Origin of the sequence: Flavobacterium sp. 2755 (assembly GCF_031455715.1) — a bacterium.
Taxonomy (GTDB): Bacteria; Bacteroidota; Bacteroidia; order Flavobacteriales; family Flavobacteriaceae; genus Flavobacterium.
Genome location: NZ_JAVDTG010000002.1, coordinates 459,927 through 478,758 on the forward strand (window position 1 = coordinate 459,927; position 18,832 = coordinate 478,758).

Sequence of the window (18,832 nt, forward strand, 5' to 3'; positions counted from 1 at the left end):
AGCAAAAAAAATCCGCTTCCAGATTTCTGGAAGCGGAAAAATAAACTAAAAAAATTCTAAAAATAAAAAGTAATCTGGATTAAAATAAATCCGGATTGTATCCAAAATAAGGTACGCCTTGTTCATTAAAAATAACGCCGTACTCTTCTAATTCCTTTAATATTGGTTCGTAAACTTCTTTTTTTATAGGAAGCTGAACGCCTGGAGTTGTAATTTTTCCGTTTAAAATCAGCAAAGTTGCCATTGCAACCGGAAGTCCGACTGTTTTTGCCATCGCCGTATACGTTTGGTCGTCGCCAATACAAACCATTTTTGAATCGATTTGTTTTTTCTCGCCGTTTAGTTCATAACCAAATTTATGATACATCACGATCATATCTTTATCATCTGGTTCAAGCGCCCAGCTGTCGGTTAAGATTTTTTCTAAAATTTGAGCCGGAGTCGCATTTGGCAGATTTACTTTTTTGTTTGGGTTAAATAAATCCAATTCTAAAAGTTTATCCCACATAATATCGTCCTGATCGATTTTAAGGATAAAACGGGTTTTAATTTCAACAGAATCTGTTGGATGATAAGGAAGAAACGAATTCATGAATTGACGATAACTCATGTTTTCAGAATCTTCGATAACATAACTGTCATCTGTCATTCCGAGTTGCACAAACATATTCCACGCTTTCGAAAAACCAACTCTTCGAATTGTTCCTCTATATAAGGTCAGGACATCGTCAAGTCCGTAAATTGATCTGTATTTAAGCGAATCACGGTTGGAGTAGGCTTCAAATTTTCCGTAACCTTCGACTTCAAGAAATTCTGTACGGCGGAATAATGCGCTGTACGGAATATATTTATAAGTGCCTTCCTGAATAAATTTAGCAGCTCCGCCTTGTCCGGCCAAAACCACATTTCTAGGAGCCCAGGTAAATTTATAATTCCATAAATTATTATCAGATTCCGGAGCGACTAAACCGCCGCAAAACGATTCAAACAAAAGCATTTTACCGCCTTTTGAGGTGATTTCGTCAATAACTTTCATTGCGCTCATATGGTCGATTCCGGGATCAAGACCAATTTCGTTCATGAAAATCAGGTTGCTCTTTTTGGCTTCTTCATCCAGAGCCTGCATGGCATCACTTATATAAGATGCTGTTACAAGATGTTTTTTAAACTGCAGACAGTCTTTTGCGATTTCGATATGTAAATGTGCCGGAAGCATCGAAATTACAATCGAAGCTTTTTCTATGGCAGCACGTCTTTCTTCGGTATTAAAAATATCTAAAGCAATTGGAGTTGCGTTTGGATGTTTTTGTGTTTTTTTTTCGGCTAAAGCCAAAGACAAATCGGCAACAACAAGATGCAGGTTTTCGGTTTCTGATTTTGCAAGTAAGTAACGAATCAGCGAAGATGCTGATCTGCCGGCTCCAATTATTAAAACGCTTCTCATAACTCTAATATTTAACACAAACATATTAAAATGTTATAAATATAACAAATATAATTTCAAAAATGATAATTATTTAATTCGTAAATCGAACAAAAAAGTCATTTTTAAGACTGAAATATTTCAAAAACTAAAATGAATATTGAATAGGATGAAGTATTTTTGTTTCAAATTAAAAATCTGGAAAATATGAAAAGAAGAATAGTTTTAACTGGAGCCTTTATAGGAATGTTAGCCATTATTTTTGGTGCTTTTGGAGCCCATTTACTAAAGAAATATCTGGCTGTCGAAGAGTTAAACACTTTTGAAGTTGGGGTTCGTTACCAAATGTACCACGCTCTCTTTTTACTTTTTCTTTCAACCCGAAAAGACATCGCCGAAAAAACGGTAAAAACAATCTATAATCTGGTTGTTGCCGGTGTTGTTCTCTTTAGCGGATCTATTTATTTATTAGCTACTAAAAGTCTTACAATTTTTGATTCTAAGATTATCGTATTCGCAACACCTTTGGGCGGATTCTTATTAATTATTGGCTGGGCGGTATTATTTCTTACTATTTTGAAGAAAAAATCATAAAATCCAGAAAAAAAAATTCTGTGTAAAAATTAATCTTTAATTTTGTCTCATAATTAACATATAACGTTACTTATGTGAATTTTTATTGCTTTTTGTCTGCTTTGATAAAAAATATAACAATTTGCAAACTTGGGCTTTACGCTTAAGAAGAAGTAAAATTATATTTTGTTGCACCAAAAAATAACATACAACACAACATTAAATTTATGGACAATAACACACTTTTCGCGCAATCGATTTCGTTAAAAGAATTAGGAATAGAAAATGCAACGGTTCGTTACCAGTTATCAGCAGATGAACTGCATGCAATAACTGTGCAGTCAGGACAAGGTGTTGAGGCCTCTACAGGTGCTTTGGCAATTAATACAGGTGAATTTACAGGACGTTCTCCACAAGATCGTTTTATTGTAAAAGACAGCATTACAGAAGATAAAGTATGGTGGGGAAATGTAAATATTCCGTTTTCACCAGAAGCTTTTGAGAAATTATATAATAAGGTAACCAAGTTTTTATCAGACAAAGAAGTTTTTGTTCGTGATGCTTACGTGTGTTCAGATCCAAATTACAGATTAAACGTTCGTGTTGTTACCGAAACAGCCTGGTCAAATTTGTTTTGCTACAATATGTTCTTAAGACCAGAAGAGTCTGAACTGGCAAACTTTACTCCAGAATGGACTGTAGTTTGTGCTCCAAGTTTTATGGCAGATCCTGCTGTAGATGGAACACGTCAGTCAAACTTTGCTATTTTAGATTTTACTAAAAAAGTAGCTTTAATTGGCGGGACTGGTTATACAGGAGAAATGAAAAAAGGAATTTTCTCTGCTTTAAACTTCATTTTACCGGTTTTTGAAAATACATTACCAATGCATTGCAGTGCCAATGTTGGTAAAAATGGTGATACAGCCATTTTCTTCGGATTATCCGGAACAGGAAAAACAACTTTATCTGCAGATCCGGAACGTAAATTAATCGGTGACGATGAACACGGATGGACTGGCGAAAATACTGTTTTCAATTTCGAAGGCGGATGTTACGCTAAAGTAATCAACTTAACAGAAGAAAATGAACCGGACATTTACAGAGCAATCAAAAAAGGTGCGCTTTTAGAAAATGTGGTTTTTAAAGCGGGAACTAAAGAAGTGGATTATGATGATGTTTCGATCACTCAAAACACTCGTGTAAGTTACCCAATAACACATATTGACAATATTCAGCCGGGTTCTATTGGTCATAATCCAAAAAACATATTTTTCCTTACAGCAGATTCTTTCGGAATCCTGCCTCCAATTTCAAGATTAACTCCCGGGCAGGCTGCTTACCATTTTATCTCTGGATATACAGCAAAAGTTGCCGGAACTGAGGCTGGAGTTACAGAACCACAACCTAATTTTTCTGCTTGTTTTGGAGCGCCTTTTATGCCTTTACATCCAACAAAATATGCTGAAATGTTAAGCAAAAAAATGAAAGATGCCGATGTAAAAGTTTGGTTAATCAACACTGGTTGGACTGGCGGTGCATACGGAACAGGAAGCCGTATGAAACTAAAATATACTCGTGCGATGATTACAGCTGCATTAAACGGAGAACTGGATAATGTAGAATATAAAAATCACGCCGTATTTGGAATTGCAAAACCACAATCTTGTCCTAACGTTCCAGAGGAAATTTTAAATCCTAGAAATACTTGGGAAGACAAAGATTTATACGATAAAAAAGCGCTGGAATTAGCTCAGAAATTCAAAGCTAATTTTGCCAAATTTGAAGAGTTTGCAAATGCTGAAATCTTAGCAGGCGCACCGATTACAGAATAAAAGGAATTATTTAATTCAAATTAAAAAAGCTGTTCAGTTATGAACAGCTTTTTTTTGTTTCAAGTTTTAAGTTTCAGGTTTCAGGTTTGTGGTTGAGCGAAACGATTGTCAGGCTGAGCGAAGTCGAAGCCCCACAAAGCACTTCGACTTCGCTCAGTGTGACACCGAATTTTAGTCTCGATAAAACCTGAAACTTGAAACCTGAAACAAAAAGAACTATTTTTTCCCTTCATCAATACGTTTCTGGATCAAATCCCATGCATAATAATGAAACGTCATTCCGTTACTCATGGCTACGAAAAGTCCGGTTTTGTATTTTGGACCTAAGTTTACGCTTGTAACATCGGCACCATCGCATTCAATTGTTGACGTTGGAACTTCTGCCAATAAAGTGTGCTTATTTGGATTTCCTTTTGCGCCTTCTCTCGGATAAACCATAAAAGAATTTGCCTGTTGGTTTGAAACTAAAATATATCCTGTAGAATCTGTTTTTTTGTAAATCGCAATTCCTTCGTGGTCTGCTTTGAAATCTTTTTGACCAAAGAAAGCCAATTCTTTATTGTCATTTAAAGCTGGATCAGCTTTGTATTTTCTAATGCCAACTTGTTCGTCGCAATAGTAAACAAAACCTAATTCGTTATCTACTGCAATTGCTTCAATTTCTTTTTTACCGCTGTAAGTTCCAAATTTGCGAACCACTTTTGCAGCAGCAAATTTTCCGTTTCCAGAAAGTTCATACTGCCATAAATAACTTCCTGTTGGCCCCGTTTTTCTTCCCACAATGGCAAAAATCTTCTGATCACTTGGACGTGTGTATAAAGAAACTCCCATCGGATCTCTTTCTGTATCACCTTCAAAAACGGGAATTCCGCCGTTATCAATTGGCTCTAAATCAGGTAAACTGAAAATTCTTATTTTGTTAGTTTCACGTTCTGTCGTAACCGCAATATCTACTTTTTTTCCGTCGATGATTAATCCGTAAGCGATATCAACATTATTTGGACGTTGTAAAACAATTGATTTTTTAAGGATTTTTCCATTCAAATCAAAAGCATACAAACCGCCGTCTGTATCTTTATCTGTTCCCACAATAATACTTTTTGTAGCATCAGCAGGATTAATCCATATTGAAGGATCATCTGTATCGTGAGGCAAAGCCTCGGTAACCGTTGTTGGTTTTACCGCATTTGGTTGAATTGGCGCTAATTTATCGTCTTTACAAGCTGTAAATGAAAGGCTTAAAAATAAAAAAGCAAGTATAGATTTGTTTTTCATTAGGTGTTTTTATTTTAAATGAAATTAGACAGAACGGTAAAGTCCTGTCTAATTTAAGAAATTTATAAATGGATTATTACAAGTCTAATTTCAATCCGAAATTGTAACGGGCCTGGTAATATTCTACTTGTTTCGTATGTGTTTCAATTCCTTGATAGTAACGCAAAGGCTGATTTGTTAAGTTATTAGCTTCTGCAAAAAGACGAAGTTTTGGCGTAATCTTGAAAGCAGCATTGGCATCTAAGAAAAACTGTTTGTCATAATAACTGTCTTTATAAGATTCTGAACCTAATTCATCTAAATAATCAGAGGTGAAATTGGTTGAAATTCTGGCAGAAAAACGTTTGTTTTCCCAAGATAAAGATCCGTTAAACATATGCGGCGTTGTTCCCGGAAGAGTGATATCCTTTCTTTCGTTTCCATCTTCATCGGAAATACCTTTTGCTTTAGATTTTGTGTACGTATAGTTTAAATAAACAGCAAAACCTTTTAAGAATTGACCCGGAAGGAAATCTAACTGACGTTGAAAAGCAACTTCAAATCCGTAAACATCAACGGTATCGCCATTTCGTGATTGCAAAAATGACCAGTTTTCACCTACCGGAATTGGGTTTGTCTGATTAGGGAAATCATTTGCAAATTTTACACTGTCGTACTCATTATCACTATAATTGTAAATGAAATCATTTAATCTTTTGTAGAAAACACCTCCGGAAATTAAACCAACCGATTTGAAATAATTCTCGGCCATGAAATCATAATTGTATGAGTATGTTGCATCAAGATCTGGATTTCCGGCTGTAATTTCTTTATCTGAAGCGATATTGTTTACATAAGGCGCTAATGCATAATAGTTTGGTCTTGCTAAAGCAGTTGTTGCTGCAGCTCTTAAAACTAAATCTTTTGTAGCATTATATTGAAAGGATATGCTCGGCATTAAATTAGTATAAGAGTTTGTAGTGTTGATTTTACTCTCTAATTCTTCTTCATCTAAAACTCGGTTTCCTGTATAATCGATATGAGTGTTCTCTAAACGAAAACCTAAAACCATCGAAAGTTTATCGTTAAAATCCTGATCCCATCTTACATACGCTGCATAAATACTTTCTTTTGCATTATAGTTTACTGCTAAAAATTCTGAAGGATCTGATTCTTTATCAAATAAAGCTGGATTGTTCAGGTCAAGATTTCCTAAGAAATTAGCCGAAGCAAAAGTTCCCGGTATATATTTAGTTCCCGGATTGAAATTTTTTCCATCAAAAGTAGTTGTCGAAATTTCAGATAATAAATCCATTCCGTCATTAACTGGTTCGTAAGTAAAGAAAGTATTATTTCTTTCTTTTTCTTTCAAACGAAGTCTAAGACCAGTTCTTAATCTTCCTTTTTGAGCTGGAATAATAGTAAAAGGAAAACGGATATTAACTTTTGCCCCAAATTCGCTTTCGCTTGTTTCATCTGTATTTTCAGAAACCGAATCAAATTCGAATTGATCCAAAGCTTCACCAGTTGTTGTAACCAATGGGAATTTTAAATCAGAAAAATTTTGAGTCATTTCTAAACCTGTCTGACGGTATTCGATATAACGTTCTCCCGGACGGTATTCTCTTGCTTTTGCATAATTTGCAGACCAGTCTAAATCTAATTTTGAATTTATTAAATGCTCTCCGCGAATAGAATAATTTTGAACTCTTTGATCTTCTAATCTTCTGCTTTTGTTGCGGCTGTTGTCAAGTCCGCCTTTAGTTTCACGTTTTACACGACCTTCAAATCCTGTAATTTGTTCGCCATTATAAATAGGTTCAATATCATCATAAGTCGTTCTAAAACGGTTTTCTCTATCGTCTCTCCAGTTGTAAATCGCATTAGCAAAAATGGTATTGTTTTCGTCAAATTTATAATCTAAAGCAACAGATCCGCTGCGGCGAATACGCTGTACATTATATTTTCTGATTTCTGAAGCCTGTAAATATTCATTTCCAAAATCATCTTTTACCCATTCGTTTTCTACGTTATCAGACCCGTAATCAACATTGTTATACGAACCGCTAAAAACAGCCCCTAATTTATTATCGAAAAAACGATTTCCGTATACAAAACCTGCTGTGTAACTTGCGTGTTCACGTATTGGTAAATAACCTCCCGCAAGAGTTGCAGAAATTCTTTCGCCATTAGGAGTTGCTCTTGTAATTAAGTTTACAGAACCTCCAATAGCATCTGCATCCATATCAGAAGTTAAAGTTTTATTTACTTCAATAGTCGAAATCATATCAGACGGAATTAAGTCCATTTGCACGTTTCTGTTATCTCCTTCTGCAGAAGGAATTCTGTCGCCATTTAAAGTCACAGAATTTAAAGACGGAGCCAAACCTCTAATAATAATATTACGGGCTTCACCTTGGTCATTTTGCATTGTAATACCCGGAACACGTTTTAAAGCGTCTCCAACGTTAGCATCTGGAAAACGGCCCATTTGGTCTGACGAAATTACGTTTCCGATGTTTTTATTGTTTTTTTGCTGATTCAGCGCTTTTGCCTGACCTTTTAAGATATCTCCAACTACAACTTCATTCAGCTCCGTTCCAGAAGTTTTAAGCGCAAAATCTAAAACATTGTTTTTGCCTTGTTCAACAGTAATTTCATGCGTTATAGAAGTATATCCAATATATTTTACTTCAACTTTATAAGTCCCTGCATTAATGTTTAATAATTCAAAACGGCCGTTGTAGTCAGAAATCGTGTATTTGTTTTCTCCAACAATCTGGACCATAGCTCCCGGTAATGGAAGTTTGTCGTCTGCATCCAGCACTTTTCCGGAAATTATCGCTTTTTGTGCATAACCCGAAACGGCTAAAAATAAGAACATTAATAATAAATTGATTTTTTTCATTGTGTGTTTAGTTTGATTCATTGCGAAACTATACTCTTAGTATTACTAAAACCCTTTAAAAAAATTAACATAGTGTTATGATTAGTCAGTTATTCCTTATTCTTATTAATGTTTAACTAACATTTATGTCTCAAATAATTGATTTGCAGCTAAAAACAAATCGATATTTTGAACGTAATTGAAAATTTGGCGTTAAATTTGCTGTATCAATCACAATCAAAAATCATCAATCATGTTAAAACAATTTTTTATCCTTTGTTCCGGTGCCGACCGAGATTTATTAGAAGGATGTTCAGAAGGCGAACAAACCAAATATGTTGGTATTGGTGCCACCGTATTCTTTACCGCAGTAATGGCGTTTTTAGCCAGTGCCTATGCGCTTTTCACCGTTTTTGATTCTATTTATCCCGCTTTAATTTTTGGATTTGTATGGAGTTTATTGATTTTTAATTTAGACCGATTTATCGTTTCTACAATTAAAAAGAGAGACCGCTTTATGGATGAATTTCTGCAGGCGACCCCGCGTATTATGCTGGCGATTATTATTGCTATTGTAATTTCGAAACCATTGGAAATTAAAATTTTCGAAAAAGAAATCAATACCGTTTTATTGAAAGAGAAAAACGAAATGGAATTGGCCAATAAAAAGCAAATTGGAACGTATTTCAAAACAGATTTAGATAAAAATAAGGCTGAAATTGCAGCTTTAAAAGCAGATATAGTAAAGAAAGAAAAAGAAGTAAATGCTCTTTATTCTACTTATATTACAGAAGCTGAAGGAACTGCCGGAACAAAAAAACTAGGAAAAGGCCCGGTTTATAAAGAAAAACGCGAAAAACATGATGCGGCTTTAAAAGAATTTGAAACGCTGAAAAAGACAAACGAAGCTAAAATTGCCGAGAAAGAAAAAGCAGGCAAACAACTTCAAGCAGATTTGGATAAAAAAGTTTCACAGACACAGCCTATTATCGAAGGTTTCGACGGATTAATGGCGCGTATAAATGCGTTAAATAAATTACCGTGGCTTCCGTCATTTTTTATAATGTTGTTGTTTCTGGCAATCGAAACGTCTCCAATTATTGCAAAATTATTAGCTCCAAAAGGGGAATTCGACTTTAAACAAGAAGAAGCCGAAACAGCAATGAAAGCTACTTTGGAACAAAATAAATACCAACGTGAATTATTAATGAAAACGAGTGCAGAAATGCATGATAGAGTTTACGCTGATATTGCCGAAGATAAAGGCTTGTATGATTTACAGCGAAAAAATGCAAAGGAGTTATTAGAATTACAATCGCATAACTTTTTAGACAAACAGAAGGCGACTTTATAAGTCGAAAGTTGGAAAGTCTAAAGTCATAAAGTCAAAGTACAGACTTAAAAAAATAAAGCCAGAAATAGAATTTTTCTATTTCTGGCTTTTTATTATTTAGGAGGAAAAGACTTTATGACTTTGGACTTTCCAACTTTAAGACTTATTACATGTAACTTAAAATCTCTTTTTTGTAAGCATCATATTCTCCTTGCATGATTAAACCATTGTCAAGAAGTTTTTTGTAATTCTGTAATTTATCAAAAAGTTCTTCTTTAGATAATTCGCTTAATTTGCGATCTCCGGTTGAAGGCTGTGCTGGTTGAATTGGTTCAAAAGTTTCAGTATATACTGGCGCTGCTGGTAAAATTTCAGCAAAGTTTGTTACTTCTTCAGTTTCAACTTCTTCAACTTCTTCTGTTTCCTCTTCAAAAACAGGTTCAACAACTTCCTGAACTGGCGTTCCTGCAGAAACTGGATTTTTCAATAAATCCAATTGTTCTTTAGCGTAAGTATAAATTTTTCTAGCCTGAATTTTCGGAATATAATCAATAGAAACAGCTAAATCTGTTTTTGTACCAAATGAAAATTCAGAACCTAAGATATTTTCTTTTACAAAAGTACTTGCAATATCATCCCAAGTATAATCTGTAAAATCCATTGAAAGACCTAAATTTTTAGGTTTACAGATAATGATACGTTTGTTTGTTAATACAATACTATCAGGAAAAACAGTAATTGCAGGCTTTTTTTGCACTGCGATGTATCCAACTTCTTCACCTTTCATCAATAAATCGTTGAGTTTTGAAGTGATTTTTTCAATCGCTTTTGGATCTTGTTCTTCGTTTAGGAATTTTTTAAATTGTTCTTTCATGGTTGTATAAGTTGTAACTAAGTTGCTAAGTTTTTTTTCTTACCGTGCAAATGTAATGCCTAATTTTCTAATTCGATAATTTCATTCTGAATTTTCTTTGTCAAACTTTTGAAAACCAATTCATACGAATGATCTATCAATTCTTTGACAAATTTATCCGGAAGATTTCCATTTAATGCAACCGTATTCCAATGCACTTTACTCATATGAAATCCCGGTTTTATCTCGTCATATTCGGCTCTGAGTTCCTGCGCGCGGTCTGGATCACATTTTAAATTGACCGAAGCCTCATTTTTTTCCCATTGTGATAAGGAAGATAAAGCAAACATTTTGCCGCCTACTTTAAAAACCAAAGTATCTTCATCAAAAGGGAAATGTTCGCTTACGCCTTTTTTTGAAAGACAATATTCGTAAAACGTTTCTAAATTCATATCATTTATTATTTACCAATTTCACCTAAATGTGTGTATTTAAAACCCTTTTCATATTTTAATCCGTAACCAAAAACACGATCCATTGCCGAATGTGAAAATAAAATAATTCCCGCTAATTGAATACTTTCAATACTTAAATAATATCCTAAAGCATAAATTAAAAGTGCAATTCCTTTATGGTGAAAAAGGTTATAAAGAAATGCACCCGTTTTATTTCCAAAAACATATCCAATCATAGATAAATCCGGAGCCAATATTAAAACTAAAAACCACCACCAATCGTAATTTAAACGGTTGAAAAGAAATATTCCCAGAATAAATAAAGCCGTTTCTTCGAGTTTAATAATTGTGTTCATCATACTATTTTTTCCATCATTTTTTCTGGATGATTCAGTTTTGTAAATCCAAATTTCTCGTATAAAAAGTGAGCGTCACTTGTCGCCAATCGCCAAATTTTCACATCTTTTAGAATTGGTTCATTCATCATCGTTTCAATTAAAATCGACGAATATCCTTTTCCGCGATGTTCTTCGGTTATAAAAACATCCATTAAATAAGCAAAAACAACATAATCGGTAATCACGCGCGCAAAGCCAATTTGTTTGTCATTTAAATAAATTCCAAAGCAAATCGAAGCATCAATTGTGGTTTGTACTTCTTCAATAGTTCGTCCCGCTGCCCAATAAATATCTTTTAAAAAATTTTGTATAAACGGAACGTCGAGTTTGGTTTTATCTGTAGAAACGGTTATCATTTTAATTTTAGATTTTAGGTTTTTTGCCACGAATTTCACGAATTTCCACGAATTAATTTTTCACTTCAAGCATATAAAAATTAGTGTAAATTAGTGAAATTCGTGGCAAACTTTTAAATTTTATATAAAATCGGTTTGCTCGGACTTGCATCGTTTTCAAATGAAGCAATTTGCAGGTTTAGTATATAATTTCCATCTTCAATTTCGTCTGGAACATAAATCATTTCGGTAATTGTTGCGTTTAATCTGGCATCAGCATTTAGATTATGCGTGTCTTTTACATTCCAAAACGCTTTATGTGCCAATAATTTACCTTCGTCATGTTCTTTATCAACACTTGGTAAATCAATCAGTAAATGCTGAATTTCGCTTTCGCGGATGAAAATCGCAGCTTCCTCAGACAAATAAGGCGGATTTGTATTCGAATATTTCCTTGATTTTTTTTCCTTTTGATTTGGTATTGTCCTAATAATTAAAGCCTCGTTTGTCACACTGAGCGAAGTCGAAGTGCTCATTGCTTTTTGAACTTGATTTTTAGTTATCACAAAATCATCTCCAATTTTTTCAGGCTCAACCGTAATCAATTTAGCACAAAAGAAAAACTGCTTAAGCGATTGATTAATGCTATAAAAATCATTTGTAATATGCCCTAAACACTCCGTATGTGTTCCATGCCCATGCGGATTGAAGAAGATATTATTAAAATTCGTAGATGATTTTCCTTCCGAAACTTTCCCAATCCAATCTCCAAAAACTACTGGTTCAATAACCGGTTTTTCTATGTACCAGGCAATAGGGTTTTCGTCTGTATTTGTTAAAGGAATAGAGATATCAATAGGTTTTGATAAGTCGATTTCGAAGTTGTTGATTTTGGCTAACACAAGTTTAGGTTTTATGCCGCAAAGACGCTAAGTCACAAAGTTTAATTGATTTGCGCCTTTGTACCTTCGTGGCTAATTTTAGTCTTCCAAATTTAGATAAAATAAATCTGAAGCAATTCCATCCGTTAAAAATTTTCCTTTTGGAGTTGGTTTTAGAATGTTATTTTCGATTGAAAGCAAATCGTCGTTTAAAAATTTCTGAGATTGTTTTTTCAGATAATTCAAATATTCTAGTCCAAATTCATTTTCAATTCTTTCTAGAGAAACGCCCCAAATCGTTCGTAAACCTGTCATAATATATTCATTATAACGATCTGAAGTAGTCAGGATTTCCGTTTCAATAGGAAGTTCATCATTCTGAATCGATTTTAAATACAATGAATTATTAGCAATATTCCAGCCTCTTTTTATGCCGTCATAACTATGCGCCGAAGGCCCAATTCCGATATATTTTTTTCCCAGCCAATAAGCCGAATTGTTTTTGGAGAAATAATTCTCTTTCCCAAAATTGGATAATTCGTAATGAATAAAACCATTTTTTTGAAGCGTTTCAACTAAAATCATAAAATGGTTTGAAGCCGCTTCGTCTTGTGGTTCAGCAATTTTTCCGGTTTGAATTAATTTGCTCAAAGCTGTTTTTGGTTCAACAGTCAAAGCATAACTCGAAATATGCGGAATACCAAAACTCAAAGCCGTTTCGATATTCTGTTTCCACATTTCGTCACTCATTCCCGGAATTCCGTAAATCAAATCAAGCGAAATGTTATCAAAATATTTGGTCGCTTCTTGTAAACACTTTATGGCTTCCGCCGAGTTATGAGCGCGATTCATCATCTTCAAATCTTCTTCATAAAAAGACTGAATACCAATGCTTAATCTATTTATCGGACTTTTAGATAATTCCAAAATTCGTTCGGCAGATAAATCATCGGGATTTGCTTCAAGTGTAATTTCTGGGTTTTCTGAAACGGTATAATTTTTATAAACTTCTGCAATTAAAAAATTGATTTCGTCATTTGATAATACAGAAGGAGTTCCGCCTCCAAAATAAATGGTTTCAATTTCGTTGTCACTTCGAGCGGAGTCGAGAAGCTCAAATTCATTTTTGCGCATGGCAATTTCTTTCGCCAAAGCCAAAACCATTTCGTCTTTCTTTTTCATCGAAGTCGAAAAATGAAAGTCGCAATAATGGCAAGCCTGCTTGCAAAAAGGAATATGGATGTAGATACCGCTCATTTTTTAGTGTTTAGTCTCAGTTTTCGGTCTCAGTTTTCGGTCTCAGTTTGTAGTCTCAGATAAAACTGAAAACTGAGACTGCGACTGCAAACTATTTTTTAACCCGTTCCTCATTTTGTTTTACAAAAGCGTCCCAGCCAGTATAACTTTTTCCAGCCACAATTTTTCCTGAATTAAAGAAATGACAAACCGCAGCCGCCAAACCATCAGTTGAATCCAGGTTTTTTGGTAATTCTTTTAAGCCTAAAAGCTGTTGCAACATTTTGGCAACCTGTTCTTTGCTGGCATTTCCGTTTCCGGTAATCGCCATTTTTATCTTTTTGGGTTCGTATTCTGTAATCGGAATATCTCTTGAAAGTCCCGCGGCCATCGCAACACCTTGTGCGCGACCAAGTTTTAACATCGATTGTACGTTTTTACCAAAGAAAGGCGCTTCAATTGCAATTTCATCTGGATGATGCGTTTCGATTAATTCGATAGTTCTTTCAAAAATGATTTTTAGTTTCTGGTAATGATTGTCGTATTTGGACAATTGCAATTCGTTTAACTGCAAAAATTCCATTTTTTTATTGATAACTTTTATCAATCCAAAACCCATAATTGTGGTTCCGGGGTCAATACCTAATATGATGCGTTCTTTTGTCATTATTTGTTGGGTTACACAAAGTCTCGCTAAGTTACCGCAGAGATTCACCAAGTTTTTATATCTCTGTGTGTCTTTGTGATTTCTTCGTGAATCTTTGTGAAATAGCATTTTCGCAATACTTTTGCTTACTTTTGCGGCATGATTTCAATTCCTCACAAAGCTAAGCAATTCCTTGTTCTTCTAATCAAACTTTTGATTGTAGGTGGCGCATTTTATTTTATTTACCATCAGCTGGCAAATAACGACAAACTAGACTGGCAGAAGTTTATTACTTTGTTTCGAAAAAATCAGTCGGTTTTAGGAATTTCTTTTATTCTGCTTTTAAGTGTTTTGAACCGTTATTTTGAGATTTTAAAATGGCAGAATCTTGCCAAAGTAATTCATGAAATCTCAGGTTATGAAGCGACAAAACAGGTTTTAGCAGCCTTAACCGCCGGAATTTTTACGCCAAACGGAGTAGGAGAGTATGCCGGAAAAGCGTTGTATTATCCAAAAAGTGAAGCCAAAAAAGTAGTTTTCCTGAACTTAATCTGTAACGGAATCCAGATGATTTTGACAGTTATTTTCGGAATATTTGGGTTGATGTATTTCAATGCACAATACAATGTTATTACATCAAAAACGGTTGCGATCTTGTTTGGAGGATTTATTGTGATTTTGATCGTTTTATTTTCTCTTAAAAAGATAAAAATCAAAGGATATTCCATTGAAAAACTGATCCATAAAATCAATGAGATTCCGAAATCAATTCATCAAAAAAATATTCTTTTAGGAGTTTTACGATATTTAGTTTTCTCGCATCAATATTACTTTTTGTTTTTAGCTTTTGATGTCGATTTGCCTTATTTAACTTTAATGGCAGCAGTTACATCGGTATATTTTTTAGCTTCCTCTTTGCCAACATTTCAATTTTTAGATTTTGCAGTAAAAGGAAGCGTAGCCATTTATTTCTTCGGAATTCTAGGAGTAAACGAATGGATTGTAGTTTTTATAAGTACCTTAATGTGGTTTCTTAATGTGGTTTTACCAGTTATTTTAGGAAGTTATTTTGTACTGAATTTCAAAACCAAAAGCGCAGCATGATTTTCGGTTTATTTGAAATATTGATCCTTTATATAATAAGTATCGGTTCGCTTATTTACGGTTTTTTCAAAGTGAAAAACTATCAAAATAAAGGTTTAACTCCAATTACAAGTTTTACAATTATAGTTCCGTTTCGAAATGAAGAAGAAAATCTTCCAAAGCTTTTAAATAGCTTTTCAAACTTAAATTATCCAACAGATTTATTTGAAGTAATTTTAGTTGATGATAGTTCTAAAGAGAAATTTCAAGTTTCAGGTTTCGGGTTTCAGGTTTCAGTAATTGACAATATTCGGGTATCAAATTCTCCAAAAAAAGATGCCATTACAACTGCAATGCAGCACGTAAAAACCAATTGGGTAATTACAACAGATGCTGATTGTATTGTTCCTAAAAACTGGCTTTTGACTTTTGATAACTATATTCAGGAAAATAAAGTTTCAATGCTTGCCGGTGCAGTTTCGTATGAATGCGAGAATTCTTTTCTGCATCATTTTCAGCAATTAGATTTAACCAGTTTGCAAGGCGCAACAATTGGCAGTTTTGGTCTAGGAAAAGGTTTTATGTGCAACGGAGCAAATTTTGCCTACACAAAAACATTGTTTGAAAACTTAAATGGTTTTGATGGAAATGATAAGATTGCCAGCGGAGATGATGTTTTTTTACTGCAAAAAGCCATTGAAAAATTCCCAAATGTAGTTCATTATTTAAAAGCAGAAGAAGCAATCGTAATCACAAAACCAACCGAAAACTGGAAATCTTTATTCTATCAAAGAGTTCGCTGGGCTGCAAAAACAAGTTCCTATAAAAGTACGTTCGGAAAATTTTTAGGGATAATTGTTTTCTTCGGAAATCTAAGTTTTGTGATCGCGTTTTTCTTATTTCTTTTAAGAATTTGGAATTATCCGTTTTTTGTTTTATTTGCTTTTTTAAAGTTCACAACCGACTTTATTCTGCTCTATAAAACCAATCAATTTTTGACCAAAACCAGAATCAAAAGCCTTTTATTAAGTAGTTTGCTTTATCCTTTTTTCAGCTCAATTGTAGCTTTATACAGCTTATTTGGTTCTTACGAATGGAAAGACCGACGCTTTGTAAAATAGTTTAAACCATATAAGTTATTTAAGAGATTTAAGCTAAATCAAATCGAAGTGTTTTGTTTACTCAAAATTTTACACCAAGTTTTTAAATGAACTTATATCACTTATATGGTGAAAAAAAAGCTATTCTTTTGCTTTAATAATCACAGGAAGTGTAAATTGTGTTTTTACAGGAAGACCACGTTTTATAGCCGGATTTACTTTAGGAAAATCAACTAAACGCGCATGCAGAATACTGTCAATTCTAATAGTGTCGTAAGCAACAGAATCTTTTCGAAATTCAGGTTCGAACTTCATTTTTGAGTTAGGAAAAACAGTCACTTTTACTTGTATAGTATCAAGATCAGGATATAAAATGGATAAACTATCAACGTCTAATTTTTCCTGAATAAGTTGTGACATCATATCAAAAAAACACTTTTGACGCAGTTTTTTATCATTAATTGTTTCGCACTCAGCAACAGTAGGATATTCGTCAACCTCTTTCCAATTTATAGATTTTAGTTCCTTTTGCAATAATTCTTTCTCAGAGGGAACCTTCTTCTCAAAATATTGACAAGAATTTAAAAATAGGAAAAGAATAAAAATAGAAAAATGCTTCAAGGCTTTGATGTTGAATTGGATAAAATAAACTGAAGTATAAAAATACGATTATTTTTTTTGAGAACCTTTGTATTCTAAATAATCTTCATACCTTTCTGAAAGCCAATGTTCTTTGTTTTGCGCAGCAACTTCCTTTTGGTCAGGATATAATTTTGCAAGGCGGTCAGAAAAGGTTGCAATTTGAACCGTATAATTGTAAAACTCGGTTTTTGTTAAAAGAATATCCGGATCATTTTTACGAGTAAAAAATTCAAAGAAAAGAGTATCAAATTCTTTCATAGAAAAGTTTAAGATCTTCTTCTTGTTGCTTCTATAAATACTGTCTTGCAGTAATTGGTCGTCGACAGAAAGTTTTTTAGTTTGCGCGCATGTCATATTGATCGAAAAAATCAATGACAACAAAAGGATAAATTGCAAATAAGGGCGCATTTTTAATTTTTATAAAAGTTTGTAAGGGCAAAATTACAAAAATATATGGATTTACTATTATTTACGTTAGGTTTTATATGCATGATTGTGGGTATTTTAGGTAGTTTTTTACCTGTTTTGCCCGGCCTTTCAAGCTGCTGGGTAGGCTTACTGCTGTTGAATTTAACAAAAGCAGTCGAAAATAATTACTGGCTTTTAGGAATCACACTTGTACTCACTATAATCATAACGGTTTTAGATTATATAATTCCGGCAAAAGGCACCAAAAAGTTTGGAGGAAGCTCCTACGGAGTATGGGGAACAAACATTGGATTAATAGTTGGAATCCTGGCTCCAATCCCTTTTGGAGTTATAATTGGGCCATTTGTTGGGGCATTAGTGGGAGAATTAATTTACGACTCAACAAATCATAAACGTGCCTTTAAGGCCGCCACAGGTTCTCTTCTTGGCTTCCTTGCATCGAGTTTTATTAACTTCTTATTCTGCATCATTTATTTCGGAATTTTTCTACATACCACATGGGAATATCGAAACATATTGTTTTAATTATGTAACAAATACTTAGCTTTTTTCTTATTTTTTATTTTTTTTAAGAAAAATTTGAAATTTTTTAAGAAAATATTTCAGTTTGCTTTGATTACGAAAGGGTTATATTTACTGGTATTCAGCGTTTTTTCTGTTAAAGCCGTAACAATCTAACGTGTAAATTCTTCACTTATTTTTTGGATATGTTAAAATATTTTATATTTTTATCCTGATAAACGATAAAAAGCCCCACTTTATCGATTATTTTGAATGAGTATAAATTATTATCTAATAAGTTATGAGTATGACCCCAAACCTACAAATTGAGCTTAGACGTTTTATTTCTTCTAACGTTGTTTCAAAACTAAACAAATTTTATTTTGAAAATGATGCACTCCTGATAAAGGGAATTGATGTTTCGATTGGTACAGTTTTAATGGGTCTCTACAATAAGGCTGAAGAATCAGGTTTTTATAAAGAAGTTGTCTCACTAATTGAAGATAATTCCGGATTTTACCAGGAAGTCGATTTTACTTCAGGCAGAATTTTATCAGTCGACGATTGTTATCGTTTAGAAGGAAATCCACTCTTAAAAGAAATCTTCGCCAATAAAAAAGGCAGAATTTCTGAAATGATTTCAAACGAAGTCGGCATCAAAAGCGAAACTGCCCGCGAAATACTTAACTTCTCAGCACTACTTGTAGTCTCTTATCTTAAAAATAATATACAGTTACTTGACAGTTTAAAATTACTTTTAGAAGAACAAAAAAGAGACATTTTAAACAGCATTCAGCCAGGAATCAAAATTATCTTAGGATTTTCATGTTACGAAACTGTTGAAGACAAAAACCAAAACATCGGAAGATCAATCTTTACACTTTTCGGACATAACTTTTTTAGTTTCTGAATAAAAAAAATCCCATTTTACAAAGTAAAACAGGATTCTAATGTATTTGATATTTAATTTG

19 protein-coding genes are annotated in these 18,832 nt (G+C 33.6%); 7 read left to right on the top strand and 12 right to left on the bottom strand.

Translation table 11 applies throughout. The features are described from left to right. Window positions 1-79 precede the first annotated feature (79 nt). The gene (locus J2Y38_RS05770; RefSeq protein ID WP_309840486.1) at window positions 80-1,444 is read right to left on the bottom strand and encodes a saccharopine dehydrogenase C-terminal domain-containing protein; all 1,365 of its coding nucleotides are present in this window, start codon (window positions 1,442-1,444) and stop codon (window positions 80-82) included. Between the two features lie 186 nt (window positions 1,445-1,630). Here J2Y38_RS05770 and J2Y38_RS05775 point away from each other — a divergent pair, with 186 nt between their 5' ends. Next, window positions 1,631-2,017 (top strand): DUF423 domain-containing protein, encoded by a 387-nt coding sequence (locus tag J2Y38_RS05775; protein WP_309840487.1) that lies wholly within the window; start codon window positions 1,631-1,633, stop codon window positions 2,015-2,017. A 206-nt stretch (window positions 2,018-2,223) separates the two neighbouring features. Beyond that, complete coding sequence (gene pckA, locus J2Y38_RS05780) at window positions 2,224-3,828, top strand: phosphoenolpyruvate carboxykinase (ATP) (RefSeq protein ID WP_073483558.1); 1,605 nt, start codon at window positions 2,224-2,226, stop codon at window positions 3,826-3,828. A 216-nt stretch (window positions 3,829-4,044) separates the two neighbouring features. On the opposite strand, the gene J2Y38_RS05785 is transcribed toward pckA, so the two are convergent. Both J2Y38_RS05785 and J2Y38_RS05790 read right to left on the bottom strand, forming a co-directional pair. Beyond that, window positions 4,045-5,103, bottom strand: coding sequence for a phytase (locus tag J2Y38_RS05785; RefSeq protein WP_309840488.1), 1,059 nt, complete (start codon window positions 5,101-5,103; stop codon window positions 4,045-4,047). A 76-nt stretch (window positions 5,104-5,179) separates the two neighbouring features. After that, entirely contained in the window at window positions 5,180-7,990 is a 2,811-nt protein-coding gene (locus tag J2Y38_RS05790; protein WP_309840489.1) for a TonB-dependent receptor, read from the bottom strand. 232 nt (window positions 7,991-8,222) lie between these two features. Here J2Y38_RS05790 and J2Y38_RS05795 point away from each other — a divergent pair, with 232 nt between their 5' ends. Then, on the top strand, window positions 8,223-9,323 hold the full coding sequence (locus J2Y38_RS05795; protein WP_309840490.1) for a DUF4407 domain-containing protein: 1,101 nt from the start codon (window positions 8,223-8,225) through the stop codon (window positions 9,321-9,323). Window positions 9,324-9,468: 145 nt separating this feature from the next. On the opposite strand, the gene J2Y38_RS05800 is transcribed toward J2Y38_RS05795, so the two are convergent. From J2Y38_RS05800 to ruvC, 7 genes are all read right to left on the bottom strand, one after another. Next, window positions 9,469-10,176: a PH domain-containing protein gene (locus J2Y38_RS05800; protein ID WP_309840492.1), complete on the bottom strand. Its 708-nt coding sequence runs from the start codon at window positions 10,174-10,176 to the stop codon at window positions 9,469-9,471. A gap of 59 nt (window positions 10,177-10,235) precedes the next feature. Continuing rightward, on the bottom strand, window positions 10,236-10,607 hold the full coding sequence (locus J2Y38_RS05805; RefSeq protein ID WP_256636730.1) for an MmcQ/YjbR family DNA-binding protein: 372 nt from the start codon (window positions 10,605-10,607) through the stop codon (window positions 10,236-10,238). Between the two features lie 8 nt (window positions 10,608-10,615). Beyond that, window positions 10,616-10,966, bottom strand: coding sequence for a DUF4260 domain-containing protein (locus J2Y38_RS05810; RefSeq protein WP_309840934.1), 351 nt, complete (start codon window positions 10,964-10,966; stop codon window positions 10,616-10,618). Beyond that, entirely contained in the window at window positions 10,966-11,364 is a 399-nt protein-coding gene (locus tag J2Y38_RS05815) for a GNAT family N-acetyltransferase (protein WP_309840495.1), read from the bottom strand. The genes J2Y38_RS05810 and J2Y38_RS05815 overlap by 1 nt, the downstream gene beginning before the upstream one ends. Before the next feature lie 113 nt (window positions 11,365-11,477). Continuing rightward, window positions 11,478-12,245 carry a cyclase family protein gene (locus tag J2Y38_RS05820; protein WP_309840496.1) on the bottom strand — a complete coding sequence of 256 codons (768 nt, stop codon included), beginning with the start codon at window positions 12,243-12,245 and terminating at the stop codon, window positions 11,478-11,480. 78 nt (window positions 12,246-12,323) lie between these two features. Then, complete coding sequence (hemW, locus tag J2Y38_RS05825; RefSeq protein WP_309840497.1) at window positions 12,324-13,481, bottom strand: radical SAM family heme chaperone HemW; 1,158 nt, start codon at window positions 13,479-13,481, stop codon at window positions 12,324-12,326. A 91-nt stretch (window positions 13,482-13,572) separates the two neighbouring features. Next, window positions 13,573-14,127 (bottom strand): crossover junction endodeoxyribonuclease RuvC, encoded by a 555-nt coding sequence (ruvC, locus tag J2Y38_RS05830; protein ID WP_065449180.1) that lies wholly within the window; start codon window positions 14,125-14,127, stop codon window positions 13,573-13,575. 138 nt (window positions 14,128-14,265) lie between these two features. Between ruvC and J2Y38_RS05835 the strand changes: the two genes are divergently transcribed. Continuing rightward, entirely contained in the window at window positions 14,266-15,210 is a 945-nt protein-coding gene (locus tag J2Y38_RS05835; RefSeq protein ID WP_309840502.1) for a lysylphosphatidylglycerol synthase domain-containing protein, read from the top strand. Further along, window positions 15,207-16,310, top strand: coding sequence for a glycosyltransferase (locus J2Y38_RS05840; protein WP_309840504.1), 1,104 nt, complete (start codon window positions 15,207-15,209; stop codon window positions 16,308-16,310). Before J2Y38_RS05835 ends, J2Y38_RS05840 begins: the two co-directional genes overlap by 4 nt. A 120-nt stretch (window positions 16,311-16,430) precedes the next feature. Here the strand turns inward: J2Y38_RS05840 and J2Y38_RS05845 are convergent, their stop codons facing one another. Beyond that, window positions 16,431-16,910, bottom strand: a complete 480-nt coding sequence (locus J2Y38_RS05845; RefSeq protein ID WP_309840506.1) for a hypothetical protein — start codon at window positions 16,908-16,910, stop codon at window positions 16,431-16,433. A 48-nt stretch (window positions 16,911-16,958) separates the two neighbouring features. Beyond that, a complete protein-coding gene (locus tag J2Y38_RS05850; protein ID WP_309840508.1) occupies window positions 16,959-17,189 on the bottom strand; it encodes a hypothetical protein in 231 nt (76 codons plus the stop codon). Between the two features lie 195 nt (window positions 17,190-17,384). Here J2Y38_RS05850 and J2Y38_RS05855 point away from each other — a divergent pair, with 195 nt between their 5' ends. Both J2Y38_RS05855 and J2Y38_RS05860 read left to right on the top strand, forming a co-directional pair. Further along, entirely contained in the window at window positions 17,385-17,885 is a 501-nt protein-coding gene (locus tag J2Y38_RS05855) for a DUF456 domain-containing protein (RefSeq protein WP_309840509.1), read from the top strand. 283 nt (window positions 17,886-18,168) lie between these two features. Further along, window positions 18,169-18,771: a DUF937 domain-containing protein gene (locus J2Y38_RS05860; protein ID WP_291151471.1), complete on the top strand. Its 603-nt coding sequence runs from the start codon at window positions 18,169-18,171 to the stop codon at window positions 18,769-18,771. The last annotated feature ends 61 nt before the right edge of the window (window positions 18,772-18,832 follow it).